The sequence below is a fragment of the Gelidibacter japonicus genome (assembly GCF_010725055.1).
In the GTDB taxonomy this organism is placed as follows: Bacteria; Bacteroidota; Bacteroidia; order Flavobacteriales; family Flavobacteriaceae; genus Gelidibacter; species Gelidibacter japonicus.
Genome location: NZ_BJKB01000010.1, coordinates 60,142 through 86,042, shown reverse-complemented (window position 1 = coordinate 86,042; position 25,901 = coordinate 60,142). Strand labels below are relative to the sequence as shown.

The 25,901-nt window shown below is 38.1% G+C and carries 22 protein-coding genes; 9 read left to right on the top strand and 13 right to left on the bottom strand.

Annotated features, from left to right (window positions below; translation table 11 throughout):
* The first annotated feature begins 18 nt into the window (after positions 1-18).
* From G6N06_RS11470 to G6N06_RS11430, 9 genes are all read left to right on the top strand, one after another.
* On the top strand, positions 19-612 hold the full coding sequence (locus G6N06_RS11470) for a cytochrome b/b6 domain-containing protein (RefSeq protein ID WP_163516886.1): 594 nt from the start codon (positions 19-21) through the stop codon (positions 610-612).
* 308 nt (positions 613-920) lie between these two features.
* Complete coding sequence (locus G6N06_RS11465) at positions 921-1,769, top strand: ATP cone domain-containing protein (RefSeq protein ID WP_163516885.1); 849 nt, start codon at positions 921-923, stop codon at positions 1,767-1,769.
* 363 nt (positions 1,770-2,132) lie between these two features.
* Positions 2,133-3,590, top strand: coding sequence for an NAD(P)/FAD-dependent oxidoreductase (locus G6N06_RS11460; protein WP_163516884.1), 1,458 nt, complete (start codon positions 2,133-2,135; stop codon positions 3,588-3,590).
* Positions 3,569-3,736: a hypothetical protein gene (locus G6N06_RS11455; protein ID WP_163516883.1), complete on the top strand. Its 168-nt coding sequence runs from the start codon at positions 3,569-3,571 to the stop codon at positions 3,734-3,736. Before G6N06_RS11460 ends, G6N06_RS11455 begins: the two co-directional genes overlap by 22 nt.
* A gap of 300 nt (positions 3,737-4,036) precedes the next feature.
* Positions 4,037-5,347: a TolC family protein gene (locus G6N06_RS11450; protein WP_163516882.1), complete on the top strand. Its 1,311-nt coding sequence runs from the start codon at positions 4,037-4,039 to the stop codon at positions 5,345-5,347.
* A 100-nt stretch (positions 5,348-5,447) separates the two neighbouring features.
* A complete protein-coding gene (locus tag G6N06_RS11445) occupies positions 5,448-6,527 on the top strand; it encodes an efflux RND transporter periplasmic adaptor subunit (protein WP_163516881.1) in 1,080 nt (359 codons plus the stop codon).
* Between the two features lie 279 nt (positions 6,528-6,806).
* Positions 6,807-10,001, top strand: a complete 3,195-nt coding sequence (locus G6N06_RS11440) for an efflux RND transporter permease subunit (RefSeq protein WP_163516880.1) — start codon at positions 6,807-6,809, stop codon at positions 9,999-10,001.
* Positions 10,002-10,008: 7 nt separating this feature from the next.
* On the top strand, positions 10,009-10,314 hold the full coding sequence (locus tag G6N06_RS11435) for a hypothetical protein (protein ID WP_163516879.1): 306 nt from the start codon (positions 10,009-10,011) through the stop codon (positions 10,312-10,314).
* 19 nt (positions 10,315-10,333) lie between these two features.
* Complete coding sequence (locus G6N06_RS11430; protein WP_163516878.1) at positions 10,334-10,540, top strand: YgaP family membrane protein; 207 nt, start codon at positions 10,334-10,336, stop codon at positions 10,538-10,540.
* Positions 10,541-10,671: 131 nt separating this feature from the next.
* On the opposite strand, the gene G6N06_RS11425 is transcribed toward G6N06_RS11430, so the two are convergent.
* From G6N06_RS11425 to G6N06_RS11365, 13 genes are all read right to left on the bottom strand, one after another.
* Complete coding sequence (locus G6N06_RS11425; RefSeq protein WP_163516877.1) at positions 10,672-11,778, bottom strand: mechanosensitive ion channel family protein; 1,107 nt, start codon at positions 11,776-11,778, stop codon at positions 10,672-10,674.
* Positions 11,779-11,934: 156 nt separating this feature from the next.
* Positions 11,935-13,245 carry a Na+/H+ antiporter NhaA gene (nhaA, locus tag G6N06_RS11420; protein WP_163516876.1) on the bottom strand — a complete coding sequence of 437 codons (1,311 nt, stop codon included), beginning with the start codon at positions 13,243-13,245 and terminating at the stop codon, positions 11,935-11,937.
* A gap of 263 nt (positions 13,246-13,508) precedes the next feature.
* A complete protein-coding gene (locus tag G6N06_RS11415) occupies positions 13,509-14,804 on the bottom strand; it encodes an NAD(P)/FAD-dependent oxidoreductase (RefSeq protein WP_163516875.1) in 1,296 nt (431 codons plus the stop codon).
* A 90-nt stretch (positions 14,805-14,894) separates the two neighbouring features.
* Entirely contained in the window at positions 14,895-15,641 is a 747-nt protein-coding gene (locus tag G6N06_RS11410; RefSeq protein ID WP_163516874.1) for an SDR family NAD(P)-dependent oxidoreductase, read from the bottom strand.
* Positions 15,642-15,850: 209 nt separating this feature from the next.
* The gene (gene cls, locus G6N06_RS11405; RefSeq protein WP_163516873.1) at positions 15,851-17,302 is read right to left on the bottom strand and encodes a cardiolipin synthase; all 1,452 of its coding nucleotides are present in this window, start codon (positions 17,300-17,302) and stop codon (positions 15,851-15,853) included.
* Positions 17,303-17,452: 150 nt separating this feature from the next.
* Complete coding sequence (locus G6N06_RS11400) at positions 17,453-18,862, bottom strand: trimethylamine monooxygenase (RefSeq protein ID WP_163516872.1); 1,410 nt, start codon at positions 18,860-18,862, stop codon at positions 17,453-17,455.
* A gap of 399 nt (positions 18,863-19,261) precedes the next feature.
* Entirely contained in the window at positions 19,262-20,164 is a 903-nt protein-coding gene (locus tag G6N06_RS11395; RefSeq protein ID WP_163516871.1) for a DMT family transporter, read from the bottom strand.
* 203 nt (positions 20,165-20,367) lie between these two features.
* Entirely contained in the window at positions 20,368-21,141 is a 774-nt protein-coding gene (locus tag G6N06_RS11390; protein ID WP_163516870.1) for a glucose 1-dehydrogenase, read from the bottom strand.
* Positions 21,142-21,331: 190 nt separating this feature from the next.
* The gene (locus tag G6N06_RS11385; protein ID WP_163516869.1) at positions 21,332-23,077 is read right to left on the bottom strand and encodes an amidohydrolase; all 1,746 of its coding nucleotides are present in this window, start codon (positions 23,075-23,077) and stop codon (positions 21,332-21,334) included.
* 12 nt (positions 23,078-23,089) lie between these two features.
* Positions 23,090-23,551, bottom strand: a complete 462-nt coding sequence (locus G6N06_RS11380; RefSeq protein WP_163516868.1) for a GNAT family N-acetyltransferase — start codon at positions 23,549-23,551, stop codon at positions 23,090-23,092.
* A 147-nt stretch (positions 23,552-23,698) separates the two neighbouring features.
* Positions 23,699-24,337 (bottom strand): HdeD family acid-resistance protein, encoded by a 639-nt coding sequence (locus G6N06_RS11375; protein ID WP_163516867.1) that lies wholly within the window; start codon positions 24,335-24,337, stop codon positions 23,699-23,701.
* Between the two features lie 128 nt (positions 24,338-24,465).
* Positions 24,466-24,882 (bottom strand): DUF2141 domain-containing protein, encoded by a 417-nt coding sequence (locus G6N06_RS11370; RefSeq protein WP_163516866.1) that lies wholly within the window; start codon positions 24,880-24,882, stop codon positions 24,466-24,468.
* Positions 24,879-25,901 carry an NAD-dependent epimerase/dehydratase family protein gene (locus G6N06_RS11365; RefSeq protein WP_163516865.1) on the bottom strand — a complete coding sequence of 341 codons (1,023 nt, stop codon included), beginning with the start codon at positions 25,899-25,901 and terminating at the stop codon, positions 24,879-24,881. Before G6N06_RS11365 ends, G6N06_RS11370 begins: the two co-directional genes overlap by 4 nt.

The window sequence follows — 25,901 nt, the reverse complement described above, 5'->3', positions numbered from 1 at the left end:
ACTTAAAAAACAAGCATCATGAAAAAAATACAATATTCTAAAACATACCGCATCATTCATTGGGCAATAGCCATTTCATTTCTGCTCTTATTAATTACAATTTTCTTGCGATTAACGTGGATGAATAAATTCAATATGGCAGCCATCATACAAGAGTACCTAAACGATACTGGCCAGGTGTTGTCAGAGGAACAAGGCATTGCCTTAGCTAAAAAGATAAGACAACCCATGTGGGATTGGCATATTTACATCGGCTATGTATTGGTAGGACTATTTAGTATCCGTTTTATTCTACCCGCATTTGGACAAATGAGGATCCAAAATCCGTTAGCTAAAAATATATCCACAAAAGCGAAATTTCAGAAATGGACCTATATCATTTTTTATGTCTGTGTGATTGTTTCGTTAGTTACCGGACTTATCATAGAATTGGGACCAAAAGAGTTGAAAAAGCCAATGGAAGACATTCATGTTCTTGGTGTTTATTATCTGGTCGCGTTTATTGTAATCCACTTGGCAGGTGTCTTGGTAGCCGAGTTTACAGAGCATAAAGGGATTATTTCAAGAATAGTAAGTGGTCCAAAAAAGAAAGCCAATAAAGCCCGAAAATAAGCGTCAAATACGCTGAATATGGATTCTTATCATATTGAGCAATCAATAATAAAGATAATATATTCTTGATAAGGTTTTGGTATGCTATATCTTTTACTCGGCGATCGCAATGATCTCGGTATTTTCGATTTAGATCGTGCAAATTTGAGTCTTACCATGTATTGACTTTTATATTTTAAGCAGCTTTTGAATGGTTTCTCTACTTTTATCATGGTTTCAAGGATTACCTACCTATTTCAAACACCAATTATTAATTGTTTATTTTGGGGATAGGACAACATTTTAAGATTTCAAGTTATTAACAGGATATGGAAAAGCAGGTTTACATTAAGAAAAGCAATGGAGAAACTGAACTTTTTTCTTTTAAAAAGTTGAGAAGATCACTTCAATCGGCAGGTGCCGATAACGACATGGCAGATACTATTGTCAGCAAAATCCAAGTTGATCTTTATGATGGGATGTCATCTAATGCGATATACAAAAAAGCGTTTAGTCTATTAAAACAGAAAAATAAAATTTCTGCATCGCGATACAGTCTAAAACGTGCTATTTTCGAATTAGGTCCGACGGGTTATCCTTTTGAACGTTTGATTGGAGCATTATTAAAAGAAAAAGGTTTTACAACCAAAGTAGGTGTGATATTAAAAGGAGAATGTGTCACTCATGAAATTGATGTACTAGCCGAAAAAGATGGATGTATATATGCCATCGAATGTAAATTTCACTCGGATGCAAGAGCTAAAAGCAATGTTAAAGTGCCATTGTATATTAACTCAAGGTTTTTGGATATTCAAAAAGAATGGAATACAAATCCAGAAAACAAAACTCATTTAAAACAAGGTTGGCTCGTTACCAATACAAGATTTACGGAAGATGCCGTAAACTACGCCAATTGTGTCGGATTAACCTTATTGAGTTGGGATTATCCTAAAAATAATGGCCTGAAAGCAAACATTGATTCGTTGGCATTATACCCAGTAACTACGTTGACCACTTTAAGCAAAAGAGAAAAACATCTTCTTATAGAAAACGATGTTATTTTGGTCAAGGAACTGTTCAATGCCTCCGACAAGTTAAACAATATCGGCTTATCAGATATAAGGATTCAACGTGTCTTGGATGAAGTCCAAAAACTGTGTCGCTATCAACCAAACTAATCAAGAACCTCAAACCGTGCCTTCGAGGCATGAACACGAAATTTTTATTATAAAGGATACAAACCTTAGGGTACTAAAATCCACTGATAAAAATAAATTTTCATCTACGCGCTAAGCCATTATATAATGAGACATTTTTGTTTTCAGGTGGCTCTCAAAGCGACAGATAAAACCTGTAAAATACATGGTTTGACGATTTGTAATTAGATATCCTCTTCTCCATTTGACTATGTAACTCAAGTTACTGTGTAGCTCGTTTAAAACAACAACCTTTAGCCTGATCTTAAATCAGTTAATGAAACTGATGCAGGTCATTTCAGAGATTTTATAATTAGGTTAATTTCACAGCAAATCATAAAAAAAATGGCTAAAATAGTTATTCTTGGTGCAGGCATTTCCGGGCATGTAGCCGCATCACATCTACGCAGAAAATTGCCAAAAGTGCATGAAGTAATGGTTGTTTCGCCAAACAGTAATTATCAATGGATTCCGTCCAATATATGGGTAGGAGTTGGTAGGATGAAATCTGAGAAAATATTATTTCCATTAGCGCCTTTATATAAAAGAAAGAACATTGGTTTTAAGCAAGCCAAAGCGGTTTCATTTTATCCTGAAGGCGATATGGTTGAACGAAACCCTTATGTTTTAGTGGAATATGTAGTTGGGGATGAGAAAGGGAAGCAAGAAAAAGTCACCTACGATTATTTAATTAATGCGACAGGGCCAAAACTGAATTTTGAAGGTACAGAAGGATTGATCCCTGGCCAGAACAAAGCCTATTCCGTGTGCACTTATACCCATGCAGATCATGCATGGGAAGGATTGAATGCCTTAATTCAAGAAATGAAGCAGGGTAAAAAAGCCAAGATTTTAATTGGAACGGGGCACGCAAAATCGACGTGTCAAGGTGCTGCCTTCGAGTATATTTTAAATGTCGAAGAAGAATTGCGCCGTCATAAAGTACGTGATATGGCAGAAGTAACCTGGATTTCCAACGAATATAAATTAGGTGATTTTGGGATGGATGGTATGCTTTTGAAATACGGAAGCATGACCATGAAATCTCATGAACTGATTGAAATGATCTTTGAAGATCGCGGTATCAAATGGATATTAGGGGCTGCAGTCAACAAAATTGAAGATGGCATTGCACATTACGAAAACCTTGAAGGAGAGTACAAGTCTGAAGCCTATGATTTTGCAATGCTCATTCCTGCGTTTTCAGGTCATGGTTTTAAGGCTTATGACAAACATGAAAACGACATTACCGAAAAACTGTTTAAAGGTTTTATGATTGTTGATGCCGATTATACACCAAGGCCTTACGACGAATGGTCGGTTAAAGATTGGCCAGAAACATATCAGAACCCAACGTATAAAAATATTTTTGCTCCAGGCATTGCTTTCGCTCCACCGCACAGCATTTCCAAACCTCGAAAAAGCAAAAACGGAACCGATATTACTCCAGCGCCCCCAAGAACAGGAATGCCTTCGGGAATCACCGCTAAATTGGTCGCGAATAATATTATAGATAGCATTAAAAAGGGTGAAGAATCTTTAAATCATAGAGGATCCATGGGAAATATGGGTGCTGCTTGCATTGCTTCGGCTGGCTTTGGCCTCATGACAGGAAGTGGCGTCAGCATCACTACTTTCCCAATTGTTCCAGATTATGAAAAACATCCAAGAACACAAGGCAGGGTACTTAGTAAAACCTTTGGTGAGATTGGTTTAGCAGGACATTGGTTGAAATTAACTTTACACCATGCCTTTATCTATAAAGCAAAAATGAAACCATTTTGGTGGTTGATTCCGGAATAGGAATCAAACTTGAAATGGTTGATTCCGGAATAGGAATCAAACTTGAAATGGTTGATTCCGGAATAGGAATCAAACTTGAAATGGTTGATTCCGGAATAGGAATCAAACTTGAAATGGTTGATTCCGGAATAGTGGGTAGCGGGTAGCGGGTAGTATAAAACTTAAAGCGTAATAAAATGACACAAAGAATTTCAAAATATCAAAGATTTAAAATGATGAATCCTATCATACAGTTTTTCAAATACATTTATTTAAGTATAAAAATAATGCTTATTGTGGCTGTAGGACATGGAGGCACGAGAAAAGTAAATTGATGTGGTTATCAATTTTTTGATTGGTTAAAAGTGGAAAAGCACCCTTGATAGAGGGTGTTTTTTTTAAGGTAACATAGGTTACTGACCAACATCCTTATTCAACCTATTTTTGCAGCATAAATGATCATAAACATGAAAACCAAATTATTCATACTAACTTTTTATTTCTTGGGTAGCATTTCAGTGATTCAGGCACAGGAAGTTATCCCAATTTCAAAATCCGAGGTTTTGAACAAGGTGAGTGAAGATAATACCTCAATAAAAATATCTGAACAGGAATTTATTGAGGCCAGAGCAGATTACCGGCAAACCAATGCGGTCTATTTGCCTAATATTACGGCAAGTCATACCGGAATTGCAACCACTAATCCGTTAATGGCATTTGGTTCTAAATTAAATCAGGGCATATTAACACAGAACGATTTCAATCCGGCTTTGTTAAACAATCCTCCTCAAGTTGAGAGTTTTGCAACCAAATTTGAAATTCAGCAGCCTCTCATCAATTTGGATGGCATGTACCAACGTAAAGCTGCCAAATCAAAAATGGAGGCCATGGCATTGAAAACTGAAAGAACTTCAGAGTATTTAGCTTTTGAAGTCGATAAAGCTTATATGCAACTGCAATTGGCATATAAAGGGGTGGACGTTTTACAACAAGCGTTAAATGCCGCCAATGCCAACAAAGAATTAGCCGACAATAGTTTCAAACAAGGTTACCTGCAACGTGCCGACGTGCTTAATGTTGAAGTCCGCGTCACCGAAGTCCTCAACCAATTACAGACGGCAAAAAGCAATGTACAAAATGCATCCAATTATTTATCATTTTTAATGAATGACGATGCTTACGTGGTTTACATTCCAACCGATAGTTTAACAATTTCTGTTTCAGCTATGGAAAACAAAACCATTTCAGAGAACCGTTCAGATATAAAAGCCATGCAATTGGCAACAAATGCCTACGAGGCTATGAACAAAGCCGATAAAATGGCATTCCTGCCACGATTAAACGCCTTTGGTAGTTATGAGTTGTACGATGATAAGATTTTTCAGGGTGATGCCAATGGTTATTTGTTTGGCGCACAGTTATCATGGGATCTTTTTCAGGGGTCCAAAAGGATTGGTAAAGCACAAAAGAGTAAAGCAGAATTTGAAAAATCGCAGTTGGAATACTCACAATATGTATCTCAGAGCAATTTGGAATTAAATAAAGCTAGACGGGCGTATTTAGATGCTGAAAACAAATTAAGGCTCACCAGTCTCTCATTAAAACAATCTGAAGAATCCTTGAGAATCAGAACCAATAGGTTTAAGGAAGGATTAGAAAAAACATCCGATTTACTAATGGCCGAAACGCAATTCGCCCAAAAGCAATTGGAATATTATCAGACCATTTTCGAATACAATTATGCACAAGCATATTTAGAATTCTTAACCAAAGATTAATAAAAATCTGCAGTAGACAGTCGTAGTTTTTAGTCAGAAACTAACTTATCCCGCAAGGTTCTAAACACTTTGCAGGTATCAAATAAAAACCAATAAAAAAATGAAAAAATATAGTTATCTCTTAGTCATCGTTACAGCCTCTCTATTTGTAACAAGTTGCGGTAGCAAAGACCAAAAAGCAGTTGCTGATACCACTCCAGCAATTCCAGTAGTTGTGAATCAAGTAGCAACTAATGGCAGTAATCCATTTTTATCGGTAAGTGGAAAGATCCAAGCCACCAACAGTGCCGATTTGAGCACGAGAATGATGGGTTATGTCAATAAAGTACACGTCAATGTTGGCGACAAGGTAACGAAAGGACAGTTATTGGTATCTATCAACAATGCCGATTTACAAGCTAAACAAGCACAGGTTAACGCTGGTATTACAGAAGCCACAGTTGCTTTCAACAATGCGAAAAAAGATTATAACCGTTTTCAGAACTTGTTTGCTAGCGCCAGTGTCTCACAAAAAGAAATGGATGATATGACGGCCAATTATGAAATGGCAAAAGCGCGCTTGGAATCTGCCAATCAAATGAAAAATGAAATCAATGCACAATTTGCCTACAGTAATATTACCGCTCCTTTCAGTGGAATTGTGACGAGTAAAAATATTGAAACAGGCGATATGGCCAACCCAGGAGTTCCATTAATTAGTCTTGAAACTCCAGGTGAATTTGAAGTCATTGCCAGTGTTCCTGAGACAGAAATTTCCCAAATTAAGAAGAATACTGAAGTGAGTGTCTTGGTGAAATCCATCAATGAAACGCTTAAAGGCACCGTTACTGAAGTGAGTTCTTCTGCAAAAAACACAGGAGGCCAATATTTAGTAAAGATCGCTTTAGATAAAACAAACGCCAACATTCTTTCAGGAATGTTTGTTACCGTGCAATTTCCAATTGAAAAACAAACGTCCACAGAACTGGTTTTAATCCCATCTGAAGCCATCATTACAAACGGACAACTATCCGGTGTTTATACGGTAAGCCAAAGCAATACCGCCATATTACGATGGTTACGTTTAGGTAGAACGTTTGGCAATCAAGTGGAGGTTTTGTCAGGATTATCGGCAGATGAATCCTATATCGTTTCGTCTGAAGGAAAATTGTTTAATGGCGCAAAAATCAGTGTTCAGTAAACAATCGCAGTTTTCAGTCTGACTCTACAACGTTTCAACCTTTGTAGTTATCATCAAAAAGAGAATTGCAACAACGGCTTAGTGCGTTAAGGATAGAAGTGAGAAATCCTTTTTTTTTCCATAAATGGTAAAAAAGATTGTAACGCATTGCCTGGCTTTTTACGTTCATAAAAGGTTCTATAAACCTAAAAAGTATGAGCAAAAAGTAGCGCAAAATAAAGAAAATAAAGAAAATAACATTGAGATTCCCACATTCGTGGGAATGAAAAAAACAATACAATGAAAGAAGGTATCGCAGGCAAAATTGCAAAAGTCTTTATACAATCAAAGCTCACAGTGCTTTTGATGATTGTATTTACCGTGGTTGGTGTGTACAGTTCGTTTTTGATTCCGCGTGAAGAAGAACCACAGATTGATGTGCCAATGGCAGATATTTTTGTGGGCTATCCAGGTGCGAGTCCAACGGAGGTCGAATCGCGAGTCATCAAGCCTTTAGAGCAATTAATTTCAAATATCAAAGGTGTTGAATATGTGTATTCTACATCAATGAAAGAGCAAGGAATGGTCATCGTTCAGTTTTATGTGGGTGAAGATATTGAGCGCTCGTTCGTGAAATTATACAACGAAATCAATAAGCATATGGATAAAATGCCGCCAGGTGTTACGTTTCCATTGGTTAAAAGCCGTGCTATTGACGATGTACCCATTTTAGGTTTAACCTTATGGAGTGAAAATTATGACGATTACCAATTAAGCCAGTTGGCACAAGAGTTGGAAGGTGAAATTAAGAAAGTGAACGACGTTGCCATCACCCATAAGATTGGTGGAAGAGAACGCCAATTGCGTGTCGTATTAGACAAAGATAAACTAGCGGCAAGCGGTTTGGATTTTCTTTCGGTTTCCGAAATGATCAAAGCGAACAACAGTCAATTGAGCTCTGGGAGTTTTGATAAGAGCGACACTGAATTCCTTGTAAACACCGGAAAATTTTTAGAAACAGTTACAGATGTTGAAAACCTCGTTGTTGGGGTGCAACAGAATCAGCCGATTTACTTAAAGCAAATAGCAGACGTTGTCGATGGTCCAGAAGTTCCAAAAAACTATGTGAGTTTAGGTTTTGGGCAAGGCAGTGAGAAAGCTTCGGATTTCAAATCAGACTATCCAGCAGTGACCATTTCCGTTGCCAAACGAAAAGGTGCAGATGCCATGAAAATTGCCGAAGTCATCATTGATAAAGTAGAGCATTTACGCAGCACTTTAATTCCAGATGATGTCCATGTTGAAATCACAAGAAACTACGGCGAAACAGCATCAGAAAAGGTTTCAGAACTACTGTGGCACCTGATAGGATCTATTTTTGCCGTCACACTTGTCGTGATGCTTGCCATGGGCTGGCGTGGTGGATTGGTCGTCTTTTTATCGGTGCCAATTACCTTTGCCCTGACTTTGCTGAGCTACTATATGATGGATTACACACTCAACCGAATTACGCTATTCGCTTTGGTGTTTGTAACGGGTATTGTGGTGGATGACTCCATTATTATTGCAGAAAATATGCACAGGCACTTTAAGTTGAAGCGTCTGCCATTTAAACAGGCCGCCTTATACGCCATTAACGAAGTAGGTAACCCAACCATTTTAGCAACGTTAACTGTTATTGCATCTGTTTTACCAATGGCCTTTGTATCCGGATTAATGGGTCCTTATATGGCACCTATGCCAATTGGAGCATCTATTGCCATGATCTTATCACTTTTTGTGGCATTGACCATTACGCCTTATTTGGGATATATTTTCTTAAGGGAAAAAGATCGGAAAGGAAAGGCTGAAAAAGTTGAAAAACCTTTGGAAGAAACCTTTATTTATAAAATTTACAACAAATTAGAGGGGCCCTTATTAGAAAGCACAGGAAAACGTTGGTTATTCTTAGTAGGAACATTTGCGGTTTTAATGGGAACAATGTTGCTGTTTTTCACCAATTCGGTGGCTGTAAAAATGCTGCCTTTTGATAACAAGAATGAATTCCAAGTAGTCATTGACATGCCAGCTGGCACCACCTTGGAACGTACCGGGGTTGTAGCTCAAGAAATTTCCCAATATTTATCGACACGACCAGAGGTAGTCAATTATCAAAATTACATTGGTACCTCTGCTCCAATCACATTTAATGGATTGGTACGTCACTACGATTTGCGAGGCGGCAGTAATATGGCCGATATCCAAGTGAATTTAATTGATAAAAGCAAACGTAAAGCGCAAAGTCATGATGTTGCGAAATTGTTACGTCCTGACATTCAAAAAATCGCAGCAAAATACAATGCGAATGTAAAATTGGTAGAAGTTCCACCAGGGCCTCCTGTACTGTCCACCATTGTCGCTGAAGTTTATGGTCCGGATTATGACGAGCAAATAAAGATTGCTGATCATATTCAAGAGATTCTGAGAAACACCGATGATGTCGTAGATATCGATTGGATGGTTGAAGATGATCAAATTGAATATCAGTTTGTTATTAACAAGGAGAAAGCCATGCTATACGGCGTAGCCCCACAGCAAATTACTTATACAATGAATATGGCCTTATCAAACAACGCCATTACCACCTTGTATGATGAAGATGCCAGCAATCAAGTGGGCTTGATATTGGCTTTGGATGAAAAGGAAAAATCAACTATTTCAGATATTTCACAGCTAAAAGTGAAATCCATCCAAGGAAATATGATCCCCATTGCAGATTTGGTGACTATAAATAAAACCATAGCAGCTAAGAGTATTTATCGTAAAAATCAAAAGCGCGTGGTCTATGTATTAGCCGATATGGCTGGCGATTTGGAAAGTCCTGCCTATGCCATCTTAGGCATGGAGGACAAATTAAAGGAAATCCCATTGCCAGAAGGTTATGAACTTAATGAAATGTATTTAGGTCAGCCAGACTTTGAAGATAATTATACGGTGAAATGGGATGGCGAATGGCAAATTACCTTAGAAGTATTTAGAGATTTAGGAATTGCCTTTTTAGGTGCCATTATTTTGATCTACATCTTAATCGTAGGTTGGTTCCAAAACTTTAAAGCACCGATTGTCATGATGGTGGCCATTCCGTTATCCTTAATAGGAATTATACTGGGCCACTGGATCATGGGCGCATTTTTCACGGCAACTTCATTTATTGGAATGATTGCTCTGGCTGGAATTATGGTACGGAACTCGGTCTTATTAATTGACTTCATCAATTTACGGACTGCGGATGGTGTCCCTTTGAAACAAGCCGTTATTGAAGCTGGTGCCGTAAGAACAACCCCTATCCTCCTAACAGCAGGAACGGTGGTTATAGGTGCTTTTGTGATCCTATTCGACCCGATTTTTCAGGGACTCGCAATTTCTTTAATGGGAGGAACCATTGTGTCCACGGTGTTGACCTTGTTGGTCGTGCCATTGGTGTATTATATGATAGAGAAGAAGAAATATAAATAAAAAAATCATGAAATTAGTAATCGTTACATCAGTCGAAGAGTTTAGAAAGGATGTTCTGAGGCTCTTCAAAAATGCGAATATTCACAACTTCAGTAGTTCTGATATTGACGGATACAAGAATGGATCATCCGTTGTAATGACTTCAAGTTGGTTTGCCAGCGAAAAGTTCAGTAATGAATCCCGTTTATTTTTCTCGTTTACAGAAGATGAAAACATTGACGAATTGTTCAATGCAATCGCAGATTTCAATTCGAGAGTAGAGACCAGCAATGCTGTAAGAGCAGTTGTGGTTCCAATAGAAAGACATATTTAAACTTAAAAAATCAAATAAAATGTTAAATACTTATTTTAGAGTTATCGTAGGTACAATGGTATTATTAAGTGTTGTACTCACTGTTTACGTCAATCCGAATTGGATGTGGTTTACAGTTTTTATAGGTGTGAATTTAATTCAATCGGCATTTACTAAATGGTGCTTATTGGAAACCATTTTACAAAAGTTAGGAGTCAAAAAGACTGGCCCTGGCTGTTCTATATAGTTTAATAGGAATTAAGCTATTGAGATGGCACAAACACTTTTCAATCTAAAAAAAGTAGTGCTTTATTAGGAAGAGAGGATGATATTTAAATCACGGATCTGTTTTTATAAGACAGTTTTTAAAGCTATGACTTAAACCTCATCCTTTTCCTTCTTTTCCATATCATTGTTTAAATAAACAGTCCTAGTAGGAAATGCCAGTTCAACACCTTCCCTATCGTAGCGCTTTTTCGTGCTTTCCAAAACATCGCATTTTAGGGAAAATGAATCACTATAATTGCGAGCCCAGGCCCATGCTCTTATGGTCAATGAAGAATCATTGATTTTTGTGAGCGCCGTTCGAATAATAGGTTTCGCGTCAATTTTATCCTTTTCAGAACGGTTATCCAAAATTAACGGATGGTTTTCACATTCTTCGGCTAAGATTTTCTTGGCCAAATCAATATCGCTGTCAAATGAAATCTCCATGTGAATATGTTCACAACACTTCAGCTCTCCCAAATCATAGTTGATCAACTTCTCCTTATTGATGACAGCATTTGGAATCACGATCATCTTATTCTCAAAATTTCGAATAATGGTATGCCGCAGTGTAATATCAGTGACTGTTCCAACCATGGTATCACTCAGTTTTATCACATCTCCAATCTTAAATGGCTTAAATGAAATGATAAATAGACCTCCCACCAAATTAGACAGGGCTTCTTGAGATGCCACTCCAGCAATAAGTGCGATAACTCCCGCACCGCCCAGTGCTGTTTGCGTTACGCCTCGCAATGAAGGAAACGCCATTAATCCGAAAAGCACACCTATAAAGCAGACTATAAAAACAACCACATAACGCAAGAATTTAAAACTTGTAGGATCATAGCCCAAAAGCGTCTTTTCCTGAATCTTATGTTTAAACCATAGGTTTAAAAGTGTTGCCAATACAATAGTAATCACTGCAACACCTCCCAAATAGCTAATTAATTGGAAGTAACCTACTAAAGTTTCGTGTTTTTCCTTTTCAACAAAAATAAAACTAAAAGCGATAAGCCCTAAAACAATCCAAAGGATGTTCAAGGTGCGTTTTAATATTTTAATTGGTTTTTCTGGGGCTCCAAGAAACTTTTGAGCTTCCTTCTTTATTAGCCACTTATTCAAGATATTGGTGATTAAATGAAGTATAATCACAACAGCAATAACACTGGCTCCATAAAAGATATGCAACTTGTATGTTTCGAAAAACTCAGTCATGAAAAGCTCGTTCTAAAATTTAGGAGACACTATAGAGTGAAATTAAAGTATTCTGATACAACCCTACAATGCATCTGTTTTTCACTGGTATAATAAAAATCAATATCAATTAAAAAGACTCGGAGTTATACTTTTCTCATGTGTAGATCGATATTTCTATACCAATTTAGCTGGTTTTTTGGTCGCAATCTTTAACAGCACATAACCAATAATAGCTGAAATAAAAGACCCTATGAGAATACCTATCTTAGCAGAATCAATATATTCTGGGTGGGTGACAAAAGCTAAACTCGCAATGAAAATTGCCATAGTAAATCCTATTCCTGCAAGAAATGAAACACCTACAATTTGCTTGAAGTTGATGTCTTTAGGTACTTCAATGATTTTAATCTTTTTCGCCAACAGGACAAATGATGTTACGCCAACACTTTTACCTATGATCAACGCGAGGATAATATTTAGGACTAATGCGGTATCCAATTCTACAGAACTATCAATCATTACACCCGCATTGGCAAGGGCAAAAATCGGAATGATAAAGTAGGCCACCCAGCCGTGTAAACTACGTTCCAGATTTTGTAAAGGCGACCGGAATTTAGCAGTCCAGTCTTGTAAATCATTGATATTCTCTAATTGTTCATTTGAAAGTATAGGTTCACGCAGTACAATTGAACTCTTAATATCTTTGAATACAATTTCCAAATGTTCCAAAAATGTCGATGTATCTATTTTTTGTCTGATAGGAACAGAAAAGGCCAACATAATACCGGCCACGGTAGGATGTATGCCAGCAAAGTAGAATAAGAACCAAACAGCCACTCCTAAAATAAGCATTGTGTATTTTGAATAATACCCTTTATATGAAATTAGGTATAAAACGCCCAACAAGATAAGGGCAATCAATAAAAGGGTGGTGTTGATATTACCGCTATAAAACACGGCAATGACCAAAACAGCACCAATATCATCTACAATGGCAAAGGCAGTAAGGAAAATCTTCAAACTCAAGGGCACACGCTTTCCTATAACGTTCAAAATAGCCAAGGAAAAAGCAATATCTGTAGCCATGGGAATCCCCCATCCTTTTACGGTTTCCGGATTTTGGTTCAACACCAAAAACAAAGTTACAGGAATCACCATGCCGCCCAAAGCTCCAACGAGTGGAAAGGCTATTTTTTTGGTCGTATTTAACTCGCCGATGACCAATTCCCGTTTAATTTCCAATCCGATCAGAAAGAAGAATATAGCCATCAATCCATCATTAACCCACAGAACAGCCGGAAGTGAAAACTCAAACGATTTGGTAATAATGCCAATATCATATTGCCAAAGTTCTCGATAGGATTCTCCAAAAGGTGAATTTGCCCAAATAAGGGCAATGACCGTGGCAAACATTAACAAGATGCCACTAAAACTTTCAATTTTAACAAATTTCTGAAGTGGCGTAACGATTAGTTTTTTTATCATCGACGTGAAATAGGCTTTGTAATGTGTATTGACATTCAAAGATACACTTTCAATGGAAAAAAGCTAAAGAAACGGGAATCGATTTTCGTAAAAAATTGAATTTTGAGAAATTATTATTAACAACGGCAAACTTTTGACACCATGTATAAGGCAAGTGCGAGTAAGAATTTTGAGAGCTATATGGCCAAAAGCAATTTTAACGCCATAGCGAACCTCATCGGACCAACTAACATCCAAAGAACCATTGAATTTTCAAATAGGACTTACTCTTCAAATTTATTTGACATAGGCGCACCTTTGGGGAATTTTCCAATCATAATGCCTTGAGATTGTCCTTTGCCCAAGTAGGCATTGAACCAATTCCAGAAGGTCCGAAACCGATTTCTATAGCTTACCAACAAAAATAAATGTACAAACAACCAAGAAAACCATGCCAACCACCCTGTAAGTGTGATTTTTGGAAAGGTCATATCCGCTACCGCCTTTTGATCGCCAATAATGGCCATAGCGCCTTTGTCTATGTACCTAAATGGTTTTAGATTTTTGTTTTTCGTCATGGCCACAAAATTATCCGCCAAGGCCTTTCCTTGTTGCTGTGCTACACTTCCCAATTGCGGGTGTCCGTCCGGAAAATTGGGATCGGTTGTTTGAATACAGGTATCGCCAATGGCATAGATATTTTCGCAATGCTCCATTTTATTAAAGGCGTCAACGTGAAGTCGGTTGGCCTTGCCATAGCAATCTTTAGGGAGACCCTTAAACTTCAATGCAGTTACACCTGCCGTCCAGATTAGGGTTTTGGTTTCAATGGCTTCACCATCCTTGAAAATCACTTTGTCGTCTGTAAAATCAGAAACCATGGTATTCAACTTTACAATGACGCCCAGTTTCTTTAGCATTTTCAAGGTATATTTTTGCGATGTCTCACTCATTGATGAAAGAACCGTTTGGGCACCATCTACCAAATAGATATTCAATCGTTCATTCTCCAACTCTGGATAAATTTCCCGAAGTTTTCGTTTACGCATTTCGGCTATCATCCCCGCAATTTCAACTCCAGACGGTCCGGCGCCAGAAATCACGATATTTCGCATTTTGCGCCTTTCAACCTCATCGGTACAAAAAGTGTACTTTTCACCCTCCATAAGAAGATAGTTTCTCAATTTAATGGCATCATTAACCGTTTTCATCGGCAAGGCATTTTTTTCGATGTTTTCCATCCCAAAATAATTGCTCTCCGTACCTGTGGCGAGAACCAAGGCATCGTAGCGAACTTCGCCTGTAGATAGTATGACTTTTTGCTCGTCCGGAACTATTTCTTCCAATTCGCCAATCCTAAAAAACAAATTTTTATTGCCAATAAAAAGTGTTCGAAATGGAATGGAAATACTCGAAATATCCAACATTCCCGTAGATACCTGATACAATAGGGGTGGGAAAAAATTATAATTATTCCGATCGACCAAAGTGACTCTCAGCCCTCTCTCATTTCCCAAGTGCTTAGCCAAATTCACTCCCGCAAATCCACCTCCTATTATGACTATATGTTTTTCTTGCATGATTTCTTATTAATGTCTAAATATCATAGAACTGATAAGTTCTTAAGCGTAAGGAGAGGGCATAAAACCTCATTGTTTGCCAGCATGAGATTAGGTTAGTTTAATATCGCCACCATCTGCCATGAGCGTCTGTCCGGTCATATACTGACTGTCGTCACTTAAAAGAAATGCCACAACCGGTGCAATATCCTTTTCTGGATCGCCAAAGCGGTTCATCGGATTTTTCCCTGCTACTTCTTCATATTGTTTAGGATGGGCTTCTTTCCATTGAGCAACACCTTCTGTAAATGCTAGCGGGCATACAATATTAACTCTTATGCCATCCCCTGCCCACTCATTGGCTGCCACACGCGACAAGCCGCGGATAGCTTCTTTGGCTGCGGCATAACTTGCCTGATTTTTTTGTCCGAGCAATGCGGCACCTGATCCGAAATTGACAATGGCACCTTTTGTTTTTTTAAGTTCAGGATAGGCAGCTTTCATAAAATTCAACGTCCCGGTCAATCCTGTATTCATAGACAATGCCCAATCCTCTTCTGTCAGTTCCATCAAAGGTTTTTGTCTTGAAGCGTGTGCATTATTAACCAATCCAGTCAACTTCCCGAATTTGGCAATAGCCATTTTAACAGCCTCCTTAGCGACCGATTCTTTCGAGATATCACCTTTTAAAAAGGCAATCTGTTCTGGATTTGATGCTGCTTTTTCCTTGCCCGCTTCTTCGTTAAGATCTACCGCTACAATGCTTGCACCTCTTTCTGCCAAAACCGTCGTGATGGCTCCTCCTATTCCAGCCGCTCCACCTGTGACTATAACAACTTGATTTTTTAAATTTTTCATGTTTTCTATTTTAATTTATTCCCATCGGTGGGTTTTAATATTTTGATGCTTGTTTCGATTGACAACACAATTTCTTATTCGAACCTTATGGCTTTATCCACCCGTACCGACGGATCATGAATTTCTTGATTTATTCTTGAAAACTTCCCTTCATTCCAGATATCACAACACAGTAACAACCAAAGGAAGTCCCAAAACTCCTTTGATTTTCAGAGAAAAGGCGACAACAGGCGCACCATTCTTTCCCACAATTTCATGTATTTAGGACGGCTGAGCCATTGTTCCGCATCTATGAGTTCAGAATCGTTCAAATCTTTTTCAAATACCGCAGTGAGCTGCTTGGTGATTTCTTTACTATACACCATGGCATTGACTTCAAAATTGAGGTCAAAACTCCTGTAATCCATATTTGCCGACCCTATTATTGCAAGATTATCGTCAATAACCATAGTTTTAGCATGAATAAAGCCTTTGTTGTATTTGTAAATTTGGGCACCAAATTTAAGTAGTTCGGTATAATAGGCTCGTGCTGCAGCGTCGACCATTTTGGAATCTGATTTTCCAGGAATTACAATTTTGACATCCAACCCACTCTGAACGGCGATGATCAAGACGTCCATCAAACTTTCCCCAGGAATAAAATACGGACTTGCGATATAAATATTCTTCTTTGCAGAGCCAATAGCCTCCAATAATGAATAAAAAATAACGGGCTGTGGACTATCCGGTCCTGAAGCAGCTATCTGCACAACATCATCTTCTATAGTCTCATGTTTGGTCTGGTCAGGAAAATAAACCTTGTCATATTCGAAACGGTTTGGGCTACAAAAATTCCAATCGCACAGGAACAAATACTGTAAATAAGCTGTGGCTTGGCCTTCAATCATTAAATGAGTGTCACGCCAATATAAATGATTGTCCTTCTTCAAATCGTTTCGGTACCGATCACTCATATTGATGCCTCCAACGAATCCGATTGTACCGTCAATTATAATAATTTTCCGGTGATTTCGATAATTGAGGCGGTTGGCAAAAGCGTACCAGATAATTCTGTAAAAAGGTATCGTTTGAACCCCCGCATCTTCCAATTTTTTGATGAATGCCCTTCCGAGGCGACTGCCAAAATCATCATACATAAATCGGACCTCAACGCCTTCCTGTGCTTTTTTGATCAAGACATCTGCTACGGAATTACCCGTGAAATCGTCTTCATAAATATAGTACTCTAAATGAATATGCGATTTGGCACTTTCTAAGGCTCTTAATAATTCTGGAAACTTTTCTTCGCCATTGACAAGTAATTTTACGTTGTTGTTTGCTGTTAACGGGCTGAATCCTGAACGAAGAATAAACTCAGATAAGTTCTGATATTCTGATGCTACCAATCCTGAATTGCTTATGGATTCTGAATAGATGTTCATTCTCTCCTTAATACTTTTCCGGAAAGGCTCATCGTCAACAATTTTTTTAGAATAAAGTTTTCGTTTACGGTAATTGATTCCCACCGCAAAATAAAATATCATTCCAATAAACGGGACAAAGATGATAAAAAGGATATATGCTAAAGCTTTTGTACTGCTCCGCGTATCAAGCAGCACTCTCAAAATAACGAAAATCACCAAAAGTGCGTAGGCAATTTCTGCGAATATTATCCAATTCATAGAGTCAAGACAGCGTTTATTTGGTTAAATTAAGATATTTTTTCTATCCTATAGTGGATTTACCGTTAAAAAAAGGCCTCACAGTTCCGAAAGCATCGGCAATTGTGAGGCCTAAATATTATGTATTTGGCGATCTAAAGTTCAGCAAGCTTATACTGGCTGTTTTTCAACAACTTCCTCTAAAGCCTCTTCACTTTCTTCCTGATATAAATACCGTTCCTTGCTGTCATCCAACTCATCCATCCATTCGGTATGGTGTGTTTCTGCCATCGTACCGGTCACAACACTTCTAAAGGTTTTGTCGCGATAGGTTAAAATATTTTCATCTTTATCTTTAAGCCATTCCTTAAACATTACTCCTACCTCATCCACATTAAAGTCCGGATAATCGGAAAGATTCAACAAATCTTTGATATAAGCACCTTGAAAATCGACATGGTCAAAACTGGTCTCCAACTTATCGTTGGCTTCCAACCATCGGTCTATATCCACACGTCGCTCTCTTCTTGATGGCATCTCAAACCTGTCCATCATATAATCTCTTGCAAGCCAAGCTTGGGTATCGAACATATTAAAAGTATAATACTGGTCTTGCATTCCTAGATAAATCAATTTGGGTAGATTATTAAAGAAAACACCTTTATACAAATGATCCGGATAGAGATTGTTTTTGGTTTTTAAACGAAATTGATCTGGTAAGAACGGAAATTTATGTTGGTATCCCGTACACATAATAACCGCATCATATCTTTCGGTAGTACCATTTTTAAAGTGTGCGATATCATCTTCAAAATGTGTCAATAACGGCACTTCCTTGATTCCTTCTGGCCAATTGACACCAATCGGATTGCTTCTATAACTCAAAGTCACTGATTTTGCACCGTGTTTGTGGCACTGTACGCCAATATCTTCTGCCGAGTAGCTACTGCCTATAATTAAGATATCTTGATCCTTATATGGGTCGGCACCCCTAAAGTCGTGCGCATGCATCACTTGGCCTGGAAATTGTTCAATACCCTTAAAATAAGGCATATTTGGTGTCGAAAAATGTCCCGAAGCCACCACGAGATAATCAAACTCTTCGGTGTAAGTTTTATCAATTTTCAAATCGTCAAAAACCACCTCAAATTTCTCAGTTTCGTCATTGTAATTCACCCAACGTGCAGTGGTGTCAAATCGGATATAATCACGAATTTTATTCTTCTTGATCCGTCCTTGGATATAATCAAACAATACAGGTCTTGGAGGATAGGATGAGATTGGTTTTTTAAAGTGCTCATCAAATGAATAATCCGAAAACTCCAAACACTCTTTTGGACCGTTAGACCATAAATACTTGTACATACTGCCATGGATAGGTTCCCCATATTTTCCGACACCGGTACGCCAAGAATAGTTCCACATGCCGCCCCAATTACTCTGTTTCTCAAAGCATACCACTTCTGGCACTTCCAATCCTGCATGCTTTGCGGCTTCAAAAGCCCTCAGTTGTGCCAATCCACTCGGACCAGCACCAATGATTCCAACGCGCTTTCTGTTCGTTTTTCGCTTGATACTCATATATATTTATAGATTTTACGCCTGTAAACATCATACTTATCCAAGAATGATTCACAGACAATTAATAATTAAATTTTTTGCTGAAAGCTGCGGTATTGCAGCAAAAAAAAATAACGCAAGCCTCCTGAAAATCAAGGAGCAAAACCGAAGTTTTGGCGTCATTTTTCTGAAACGGATAATATAATGAAATTTGAATGTTCTCGCAAATTATCAACCATAAAGAAATCATAAAACTTGAGTTCTTTTTTAAAAGTGCGGCGAGAAACAGGATGTTAAACATTGTTTTCCAATACAGAAGTAAGATGCTTAGACAAACTCAGCAATCTCCGCTACACCTATACCACGCCGTTGAAGAAACAGGTAAGGCACAAAGACTTATGACATATGCTTACAACACGATTATTTGGGAGGCGCCAAATACGGTTCTTTTTTCTTTTCACGAATGAGGTAGATTCCTATTCCAATCAAAACAGCGCCAATGAGATACCAAAATGTAAATTTCTCTCCATCCAATACCCCCCAGATGATAGCTACAATAGGCAATACATAACTCACGGAACTTGCAAAAACAGGCGATGTATTTTGAATGAGTTTATAATATAAAGACATTGCTACTGCAGTGCCAAAAATGCTTAAAAATCCGAGATAACCCATGGCTTCAGTCCTTTCTGGAGTCCATTCAAAATTTTGGAACAGGTCCGTAAAAAACAATATGACAAAGGAAGGAATAGCCCAAAACGTAAACACGGCGGCAGTTAATTTGATGGAAGATAGATTGGGAATTTTCTCCTTTATCAACAAGGCATTGATTCCATAAGAAGCACCTGCCAAGACCACAATCATGGCGTACCAAAATTGAGAGCTGTCGGTATTGGCCTCAGAAAAATAAATAAGACTTGCTGCTCCCAAAAACCCTATGACCGCACCCAACACTTGAGACCATCTGCTTTTTATTCCAAAAAACAGAAACCCAAAGGCTAAAACGAACATAGGAAACAAGGCGTCTAGAATTCCCGCTAATGAGCTGCTCACTTTCTGTTGGGCTATAGGAAACAGAAACATGGGCAAAAAATTTCCGAAGAATCCTGCAGCAATCACCCAAAACAAGGTTTTACGAGGCATTTTAAAAATGGCCGGGAGACCAATAAAACTAAGTAACAATCCTGAAATAGCAACCCGAATGGCACCAATCTCATATGGAGAAAATCCGAGTAAAGACTTTTTAACCAAAATGAAGGAACTTCCCCAAGTGAGGGAAATTACGATGAATAAAAACCATCGATTATTTAATAATTTAGCCATTGGTTGCATAGTTTTATCGAGGTATAGCTTTTCTTTGTTTCTATGATAAAAATGCCTATCACTTGCGCACCAATCACCATAAAATTAGATCATCTCTAAAAATCACAGTCGAAAATCATAAAGCAGAACTCTCTACGATTTTCGACCGCGGCAAATATAAGTATGTTTTAAAATTTGCTGTGCCTCAATCGTATTTAAATTGATTATTCTAAGGTTTGCTCTCCACCGCCATTCACAAAAAGTGTTTGACCACTCACCCACTCCGAAATTGGCGCCGCAAAATACAACATCGCACCAGCAATATCTTCTGCAGTTCCCAAACGCTTGATTGGCGTATGCTTTAACATGGTGGCTTCAATTTCTGGGGTCAATACACTCTCTAAAGCCGCCGTTCGAGTTGCTCCTGGACCAACGGCATTGATGCGTACTTCAGGTCCAAAATCATGGGCCAAATTGGCAACGGTATGATTGACTGCTGCTTTTGAAATGCCATAACCACTCATGTTTGGACTTTTATTTATGCTTGACATTGAGGTTGTAAATACAATAGAGCCATAACCTTCCTTTTTCATGTGTGGCACTGCCAATTGACACAACCTCCAACCACTGAAAACATTGAGTTCATAATCGCGTTTGATATCGTCAACAGAGATTTTGAACGGATTTTCACGACCGCCACCACCACCGCCAGCGTTATTTATTAAAATGTGGATGCCACCCAATTCCTTTACCGTAGTGTTTATAAGATTGACTAAATCGTCGTCCTTTAAAACATTACAGGACACTGCAATTGCTTTGACCCCCAAGGCTTCAATTTCTTTAGCTGTTTTTTTGGCATCTTCCAAATTGAAATCGCCGATGGATATATTGGCACCGTGTTTTGCCAATAACAACGCTGTTGCCTTCCCTATTCCATTTGCACCGCCTGTGACTATGGCAGTTTTTCCTTTTAAGTCAAATAGTTTTGATATTTCCACTGTATGATTGATTATTTATTATTGTTATTATTTATTGGGATAACAATAATGGTTTCCGTCCTGCAAGGTTTAAATCCTGCAAGGTTTCCATCCTGCAAGGTTTTCAAAACCTTGTAGGTCTATCTTTAAATCATTATTGTTGTTGCTTACCGATGGTTGTAATGAAAAAACTAAGAACATTATTGAAACGCTACTTTGAAGCGATATCCAATTTCTTTTTAAACACCGTCTTTCCTTCTTTTATCGTTTCCAAAATCTGAATGTTTTTGATGTCCATAGGTTCCTCTTTTAGAGGATTTTTATCTAAAATCACGAAATCCGCCAATTTACCTTCAGATAAAGAGCCTTTTAAGTTCTCTTCAAAAAGCTCATAGGCGGCATTGCTGGTAATGGCCTGTATAGCTAGGTATGGCGTTGTTCTCTCACCTTCACCAATGATGGTTCCTGAACGTGACACGCGATTTACTGCAGACCAAATCGTGAAAATCGGATCGATTGGTGTTACCGTAGCATCGGAATGATTTGTGGGCTTTAAACCTAATTTCTTGGCGGAAACCATCGGACTTAAAAAATCTGCTCGTTCTTTTCCTAAATTTTCTACGTGGACATCACCCCAAAAGAACGCGTGATTGGTGAAAAATGACGGTTCCATCTTGTATTTCACAAATATTTCCAGCTGGTCTGGACGCGCAAACTGTGCATGAATGATTATAGTTCTCCGGTCTTTATCCAAAGCTTGGCCTAATTGCTTACAGGCATGTTCATGTGCTTCAACAATCATATCCACAGTGGCATCGCCATTGCAATGAATGAACAATTGATTTTCATTTTCATAAGCGGTAAGAAACAGGGCGTTTATAGTTTCTTGTGATAAACTTGGCAAGCCTCGACAATCATCTTGGCAACCTGGAACCTCAGTCAGATAAGGCTTCGTGAAATATGCCGTCTTTCCTTGAGGAGAGCCATCGGCTACGATTTTTGTGCCCTGAACTTTAAAACCGTTTTTATATTTTTTGAAATGCAGAGAACTGTCTTGAACATTGCTATCCAATTCGGCATAACCTGCCAATGAGACCAGATCAATGTTTAATTTTTCCGCATCGGCTTGCGATTGAAAAAATCGAATCGTATTTCTATCGGTCATTCCGTCTTGTGCGGTAGTAATGCCATTGGACGCATAATACTCTTGTGTTGTCCCAAAATAGGTTGCCTGATCCTTCGCCAAAATCTCAAGCATATTGCCTACAAAAGGATACATGGCGGTTTCTTGCACCAATCCAGTCGGTTCTTTTGAATTTGGAAAACGCTCGATGTTGCCACCTTCAGGACTTTTGCTTTCTGCATTGACATTCAATTTTTCAAGGGCCAAACTGTTCGCAACACCCATGTGTCCGCTGGTATGTTGTAAATACACTGGATTATTTGGCAATACTTTATCAATGTCTCTTTTGGTAGGATGGCATTTTTCAGCTAATTGACCATCATTATAACCCCAACCAAAAATCCATTCGTCGTCTGGAATGTTGCGCTCCTCTTTGAACGCTTCTAATTTCTTTAAAATATCGTCAATGTTGACCACCGTTCCTACTGGTTTTGGATTAAGATCAACTTGCCCCATCGTATTGGAAACCATCCCAAAGTGACTGTGCGGATCGATAAACCCTGGCAATAAGGTTTTTCCGTTAAGGTCTATTTTATTGGCATATCCATATTTTGATTCGGCATCTTTCTGACTTCCAACAAAAACAATCTTGCCATTCTCCTCAACTATTGCTTCTACATATTCTTCCTGATCGGAGGCCATTGTAATGATATCGCCGTTATAGAATAGTTGAGAACTTTCGGAGGACTTTTCTTCAGTAACATTCATTTTTTCGCTGTCTTTACAGTTAAAAAACAAGGTCAGCACTAAAACAATGCAAATGGAAGGTTTCATAGATGATGTTGCTTATGCGTTAAATCTTAAAGTGATGAGTTGCTTCTTCATTAATAACCGTGTTTCAAGATCATTATAATAATTATCGAAAGTTTTCACCGATTTAAATCCAAGATCCTCATATATTTTTTTCGCCGATGCATTATCGGGATGAACCGTCAAACAGATTTCGGTGCTTAAATCATTCTCAAGGAGGTCAACAAGTTTTTTTGTGAGGAGCTTTCCCAGTTTTTTACCTCGCGCTTCAGGGTGAACACCTAATGACAGCACCCATCCCTGATTTGTGTTTTTATTGATATTGCCCAGCACATAACCAATAACCTTTCCCTCCTCTTCAGCTACCAAAAAGTACTCAGCGGAAATATCAAACAACTGCCTTAAAACAAATGCTGGATAACTTCCATCGTTAAAACTTAAAGTTTCGATTTGGTGCACTGATTCAAGGTCTTCTAAAGTTGCTCTTCTTATGTTCATATCTGATTTTTTTAGGTTTACACTGGCAATTAAAGTCAGGAAATCAAATCTCCTGAAAGATAATTATTGATTTTTTCGTTAAGATTCTTTTGTAGCCACTGTGATAACGGCGCCTTTGATTCATTTATTTACAAAGGACACCAAGTATTATGAGTACCACTCCCTATCGATATCTTTCACTAAATCGTCGTAACGCTTTCTCAGTTCTGCAGATATCTTTTTAGACGATTTGTGCAATCTTTTAAGCTGAAACGCTAAAGCTATACTAAAGAGTCCTGCAAACATGAAGCTCAATGCTATCAGGACCACCATACTCATTCCTGCAAACACTGGATTCCAAATAAGGATAAAGGAAAAAATAGTTCCCAAAATTCCCAATACCAATAATACGCCCCAATTTTTATCGCCATATCGTTTGACGTCCATAGCAAATCCGATGGCAGAAACCGATCGAAAAAGGATGATAAAGCCGATATAGAATGCCATGACGCTGATAGAAAGTGCAGGATGGCTCATGAGGGAAATTCCTACAATAAAAGTAAGAATCCCGAATGCCAAAGACCAGCCCCAATTTTCCAACTGGTGTCTATTGACTATTGAAAAGACCGTCTCTGAAATGCCGCCAAATAAAAACGATAAGGCAAAAAGAAGGGACAAGGTGAGCAGTGAACTTCCTGGCGAAGTAAATGCCACAACACTGACAATGATAAAAAATATCCCTACAAGTAAAGGAATATACCAATGTTTGATGGCGCTTTTGATTGATTTTAAGAAAGTTGGTTCCATAATTTTAATTTTTAATGTATTAATTTAAACTTCTAAGTCGTTGATTATTAAAAGCTAAGTTAAATCGAATAACAGATCATATCAATGACGTGAATCAGCTTAGCGATAATAAAGGGATTACTTTGTGATTAGTGCCGTAATGCAATATCTAAGACCTTATTTTCTGCCAATGTAAACTTACAGTCCTCATAGGACGGCGCCGAAAACTTTGGTTTTACATTGTTTGAAAAGCCATAACCTTCCTTTGGAATTCCAAGGAAGTTACGGTTGCACTCCTTATCAGAATTTTCATCATGATATAAGGACACGGCATACTCACCTTTTGGCAAATCTTTGATCACAATAGTTTCAGTGGCTTTATCAACAGTGATTGTATAATTTTTGATAGCCACACCGTCTTTCAAAAAGTCCTTATCCGTATTAAAGACGCCAATAATTATTTCGCCTTTTAAGGATTTAATATTTTGAACGTGAATGGTCAACTGCGGATTGTCGTTACCGAAAAAGCTTGTTAAAAAGGATAGATATAGAATTAAGATATTCATGGTTTTGATTTTAGATTAAAATAATGGTGCATTTGTTTGGCATCTTTTGTTTTAAAAGCTTGATAAGGTTCTGACTTTTTTAGCAAAAACCATTTTATGGGCTTTTTAAAAAGTGTCGCAGCAGTTTTTTTAAGTGAGGATACTTTTTTAGCCTCCATTTCAAAATGATCCTCCAAACTATCCGTTCTAAACTGGACAATATTCTCTAAATCATCGCCATCAGCATAAAGCCCACAGTGAAAATTTTTATCTGCAAACGCATGTTTCGGAAAATCGACCGCTCCCAATCCGAAAACTGCGAAAGAACGTTCCAAAAAATGTTCATAACTGATCCTGCAACTTTCGCCTCCTCCCAAATTAAAAATCCTTTTGGACAGCTCCTGTTGCTTCTCAATGCCATTCACAAAGGCGCGGGCCGTATCTCGTGGCGTAGCAATTTCCAAAGCCGTATGTAAAGGCTGATGGAACATCAACTTGCTCATTTTATGATTGCCCATAATGGCGGCCAACCTGAAAATGGTCCAATCCAAATGGCTTTCTTCGACTAATTTTTCTGAGGCGATTTTTGTTTCGCCGTAAGCATCTCCTTCACTCGGAGTAAGGGTATCGCCAACATGTATATACGGATTTTCAATACGATCGCCATAGACTGAAATACTGGAACTGTACATAAAAAATGCCTTTGGGGAATGCGCTTCCAATTGTTTAATAAGATGATGGGTACCTTCCGTATTTACTTTTTTGGCATGCTCCGGATGCTCATCCGCCAATGGAGGAATGATAGCAGCTAAATGAATTACTACATCTATATTTTTAAAAGACTTTAAGTCCTTCGGATTTGAAATGTCCCCATAAATAAGATCAATTTGATTGGCAAATGGTTCTAATTTCTCTACTGAACGCTTTGTCTTTTTATCAAAAACCGAAATAGTGTATCTATCTTTTTCTATAAGCTGTTTCAAAGCTTCAAAACCCACCGTTCCGGAGGCACCTGTAAGTAAAATATTTTTCTTTGTCAT

Excerpts from the sequence above, each read along its gene's own strand:
- G6N06_RS11445 (WP_163516881.1), top strand. The coding sequence starts at position 5,448 with ATGAAAAAATATAGTTATCTCTTAGTCATCGTTACAGCCTCTCTATTT.
- G6N06_RS11470 (WP_163516886.1), top strand. The coding sequence starts at position 19 with ATGAAAAAAATACAATATTCTAAAACATACCGCATCATTCATTGGGCA.
- G6N06_RS11415 (WP_163516875.1), bottom strand. The coding sequence starts at position 14,804 with ATGCAAGAAAAACATATAGTCATAATAGGAGGTGGATTTGCGGGAGTG.
- cls (WP_163516873.1), bottom strand. The coding sequence starts at position 17,302 with ATGAATTGGATAATATTCGCAGAAATTGCCTACGCACTTTTGGTGATT.
- G6N06_RS11460 (WP_163516884.1), top strand. The coding sequence starts at position 2,133 with ATGGCTAAAATAGTTATTCTTGGTGCAGGCATTTCCGGGCATGTAGCC.
- G6N06_RS11440 (WP_163516880.1), top strand. The coding sequence starts at position 6,807 with ATGAAAGAAGGTATCGCAGGCAAAATTGCAAAAGTCTTTATACAATCA.
- G6N06_RS11375 (WP_163516867.1), bottom strand. The coding sequence starts at position 24,337 with ATGGAACCAACTTTCTTAAAATCAATCAAAAGCGCCATCAAACATTGG.
- G6N06_RS11430 (WP_163516878.1), top strand. The coding sequence starts at position 10,334 with ATGTTAAATACTTATTTTAGAGTTATCGTAGGTACAATGGTATTATTA.
- G6N06_RS11400 (WP_163516872.1), bottom strand. The coding sequence starts at position 18,862 with ATGAGTATCAAGCGAAAAACGAACAGAAAGCGCGTTGGAATCATTGGT.
- G6N06_RS11365 (WP_163516865.1), bottom strand. The coding sequence starts at position 25,901 with ATGACAAAGAAAAATATTTTACTTACAGGTGCCTCCGGAACGGTGGGT.
- G6N06_RS11410 (WP_163516874.1), bottom strand. The coding sequence starts at position 15,641 with ATGAAAAATTTAAAAAATCAAGTTGTTATAGTCACAGGTGGAGCGGCT.
- nhaA (WP_163516876.1), bottom strand. The coding sequence starts at position 13,245 with ATGATAAAAAAACTAATCGTTACGCCACTTCAGAAATTTGTTAAAATT.
- G6N06_RS11425 (WP_163516877.1), bottom strand. The coding sequence starts at position 11,778 with ATGACTGAGTTTTTCGAAACATACAAGTTGCATATCTTTTATGGAGCC.
- G6N06_RS11385 (WP_163516869.1), bottom strand. The coding sequence starts at position 23,077 with ATGAAACCTTCCATTTGCATTGTTTTAGTGCTGACCTTGTTTTTTAAC.
- G6N06_RS11395 (WP_163516871.1), bottom strand. The coding sequence starts at position 20,164 with ATGGCTAAATTATTAAATAATCGATGGTTTTTATTCATCGTAATTTCC.
- G6N06_RS11465 (WP_163516885.1), top strand. The coding sequence starts at position 921 with ATGGAAAAGCAGGTTTACATTAAGAAAAGCAATGGAGAAACTGAACTT.
- G6N06_RS11370 (WP_163516866.1), bottom strand. The coding sequence starts at position 24,882 with ATGAATATCTTAATTCTATATCTATCCTTTTTAACAAGCTTTTTCGGT.
- G6N06_RS11435 (WP_163516879.1), top strand. The coding sequence starts at position 10,009 with ATGAAATTAGTAATCGTTACATCAGTCGAAGAGTTTAGAAAGGATGTT.
- G6N06_RS11380 (WP_163516868.1), bottom strand. The coding sequence starts at position 23,551 with ATGAACATAAGAAGAGCAACTTTAGAAGACCTTGAATCAGTGCACCAA.
- G6N06_RS11450 (WP_163516882.1), top strand. The coding sequence starts at position 4,037 with ATGAAAACCAAATTATTCATACTAACTTTTTATTTCTTGGGTAGCATT.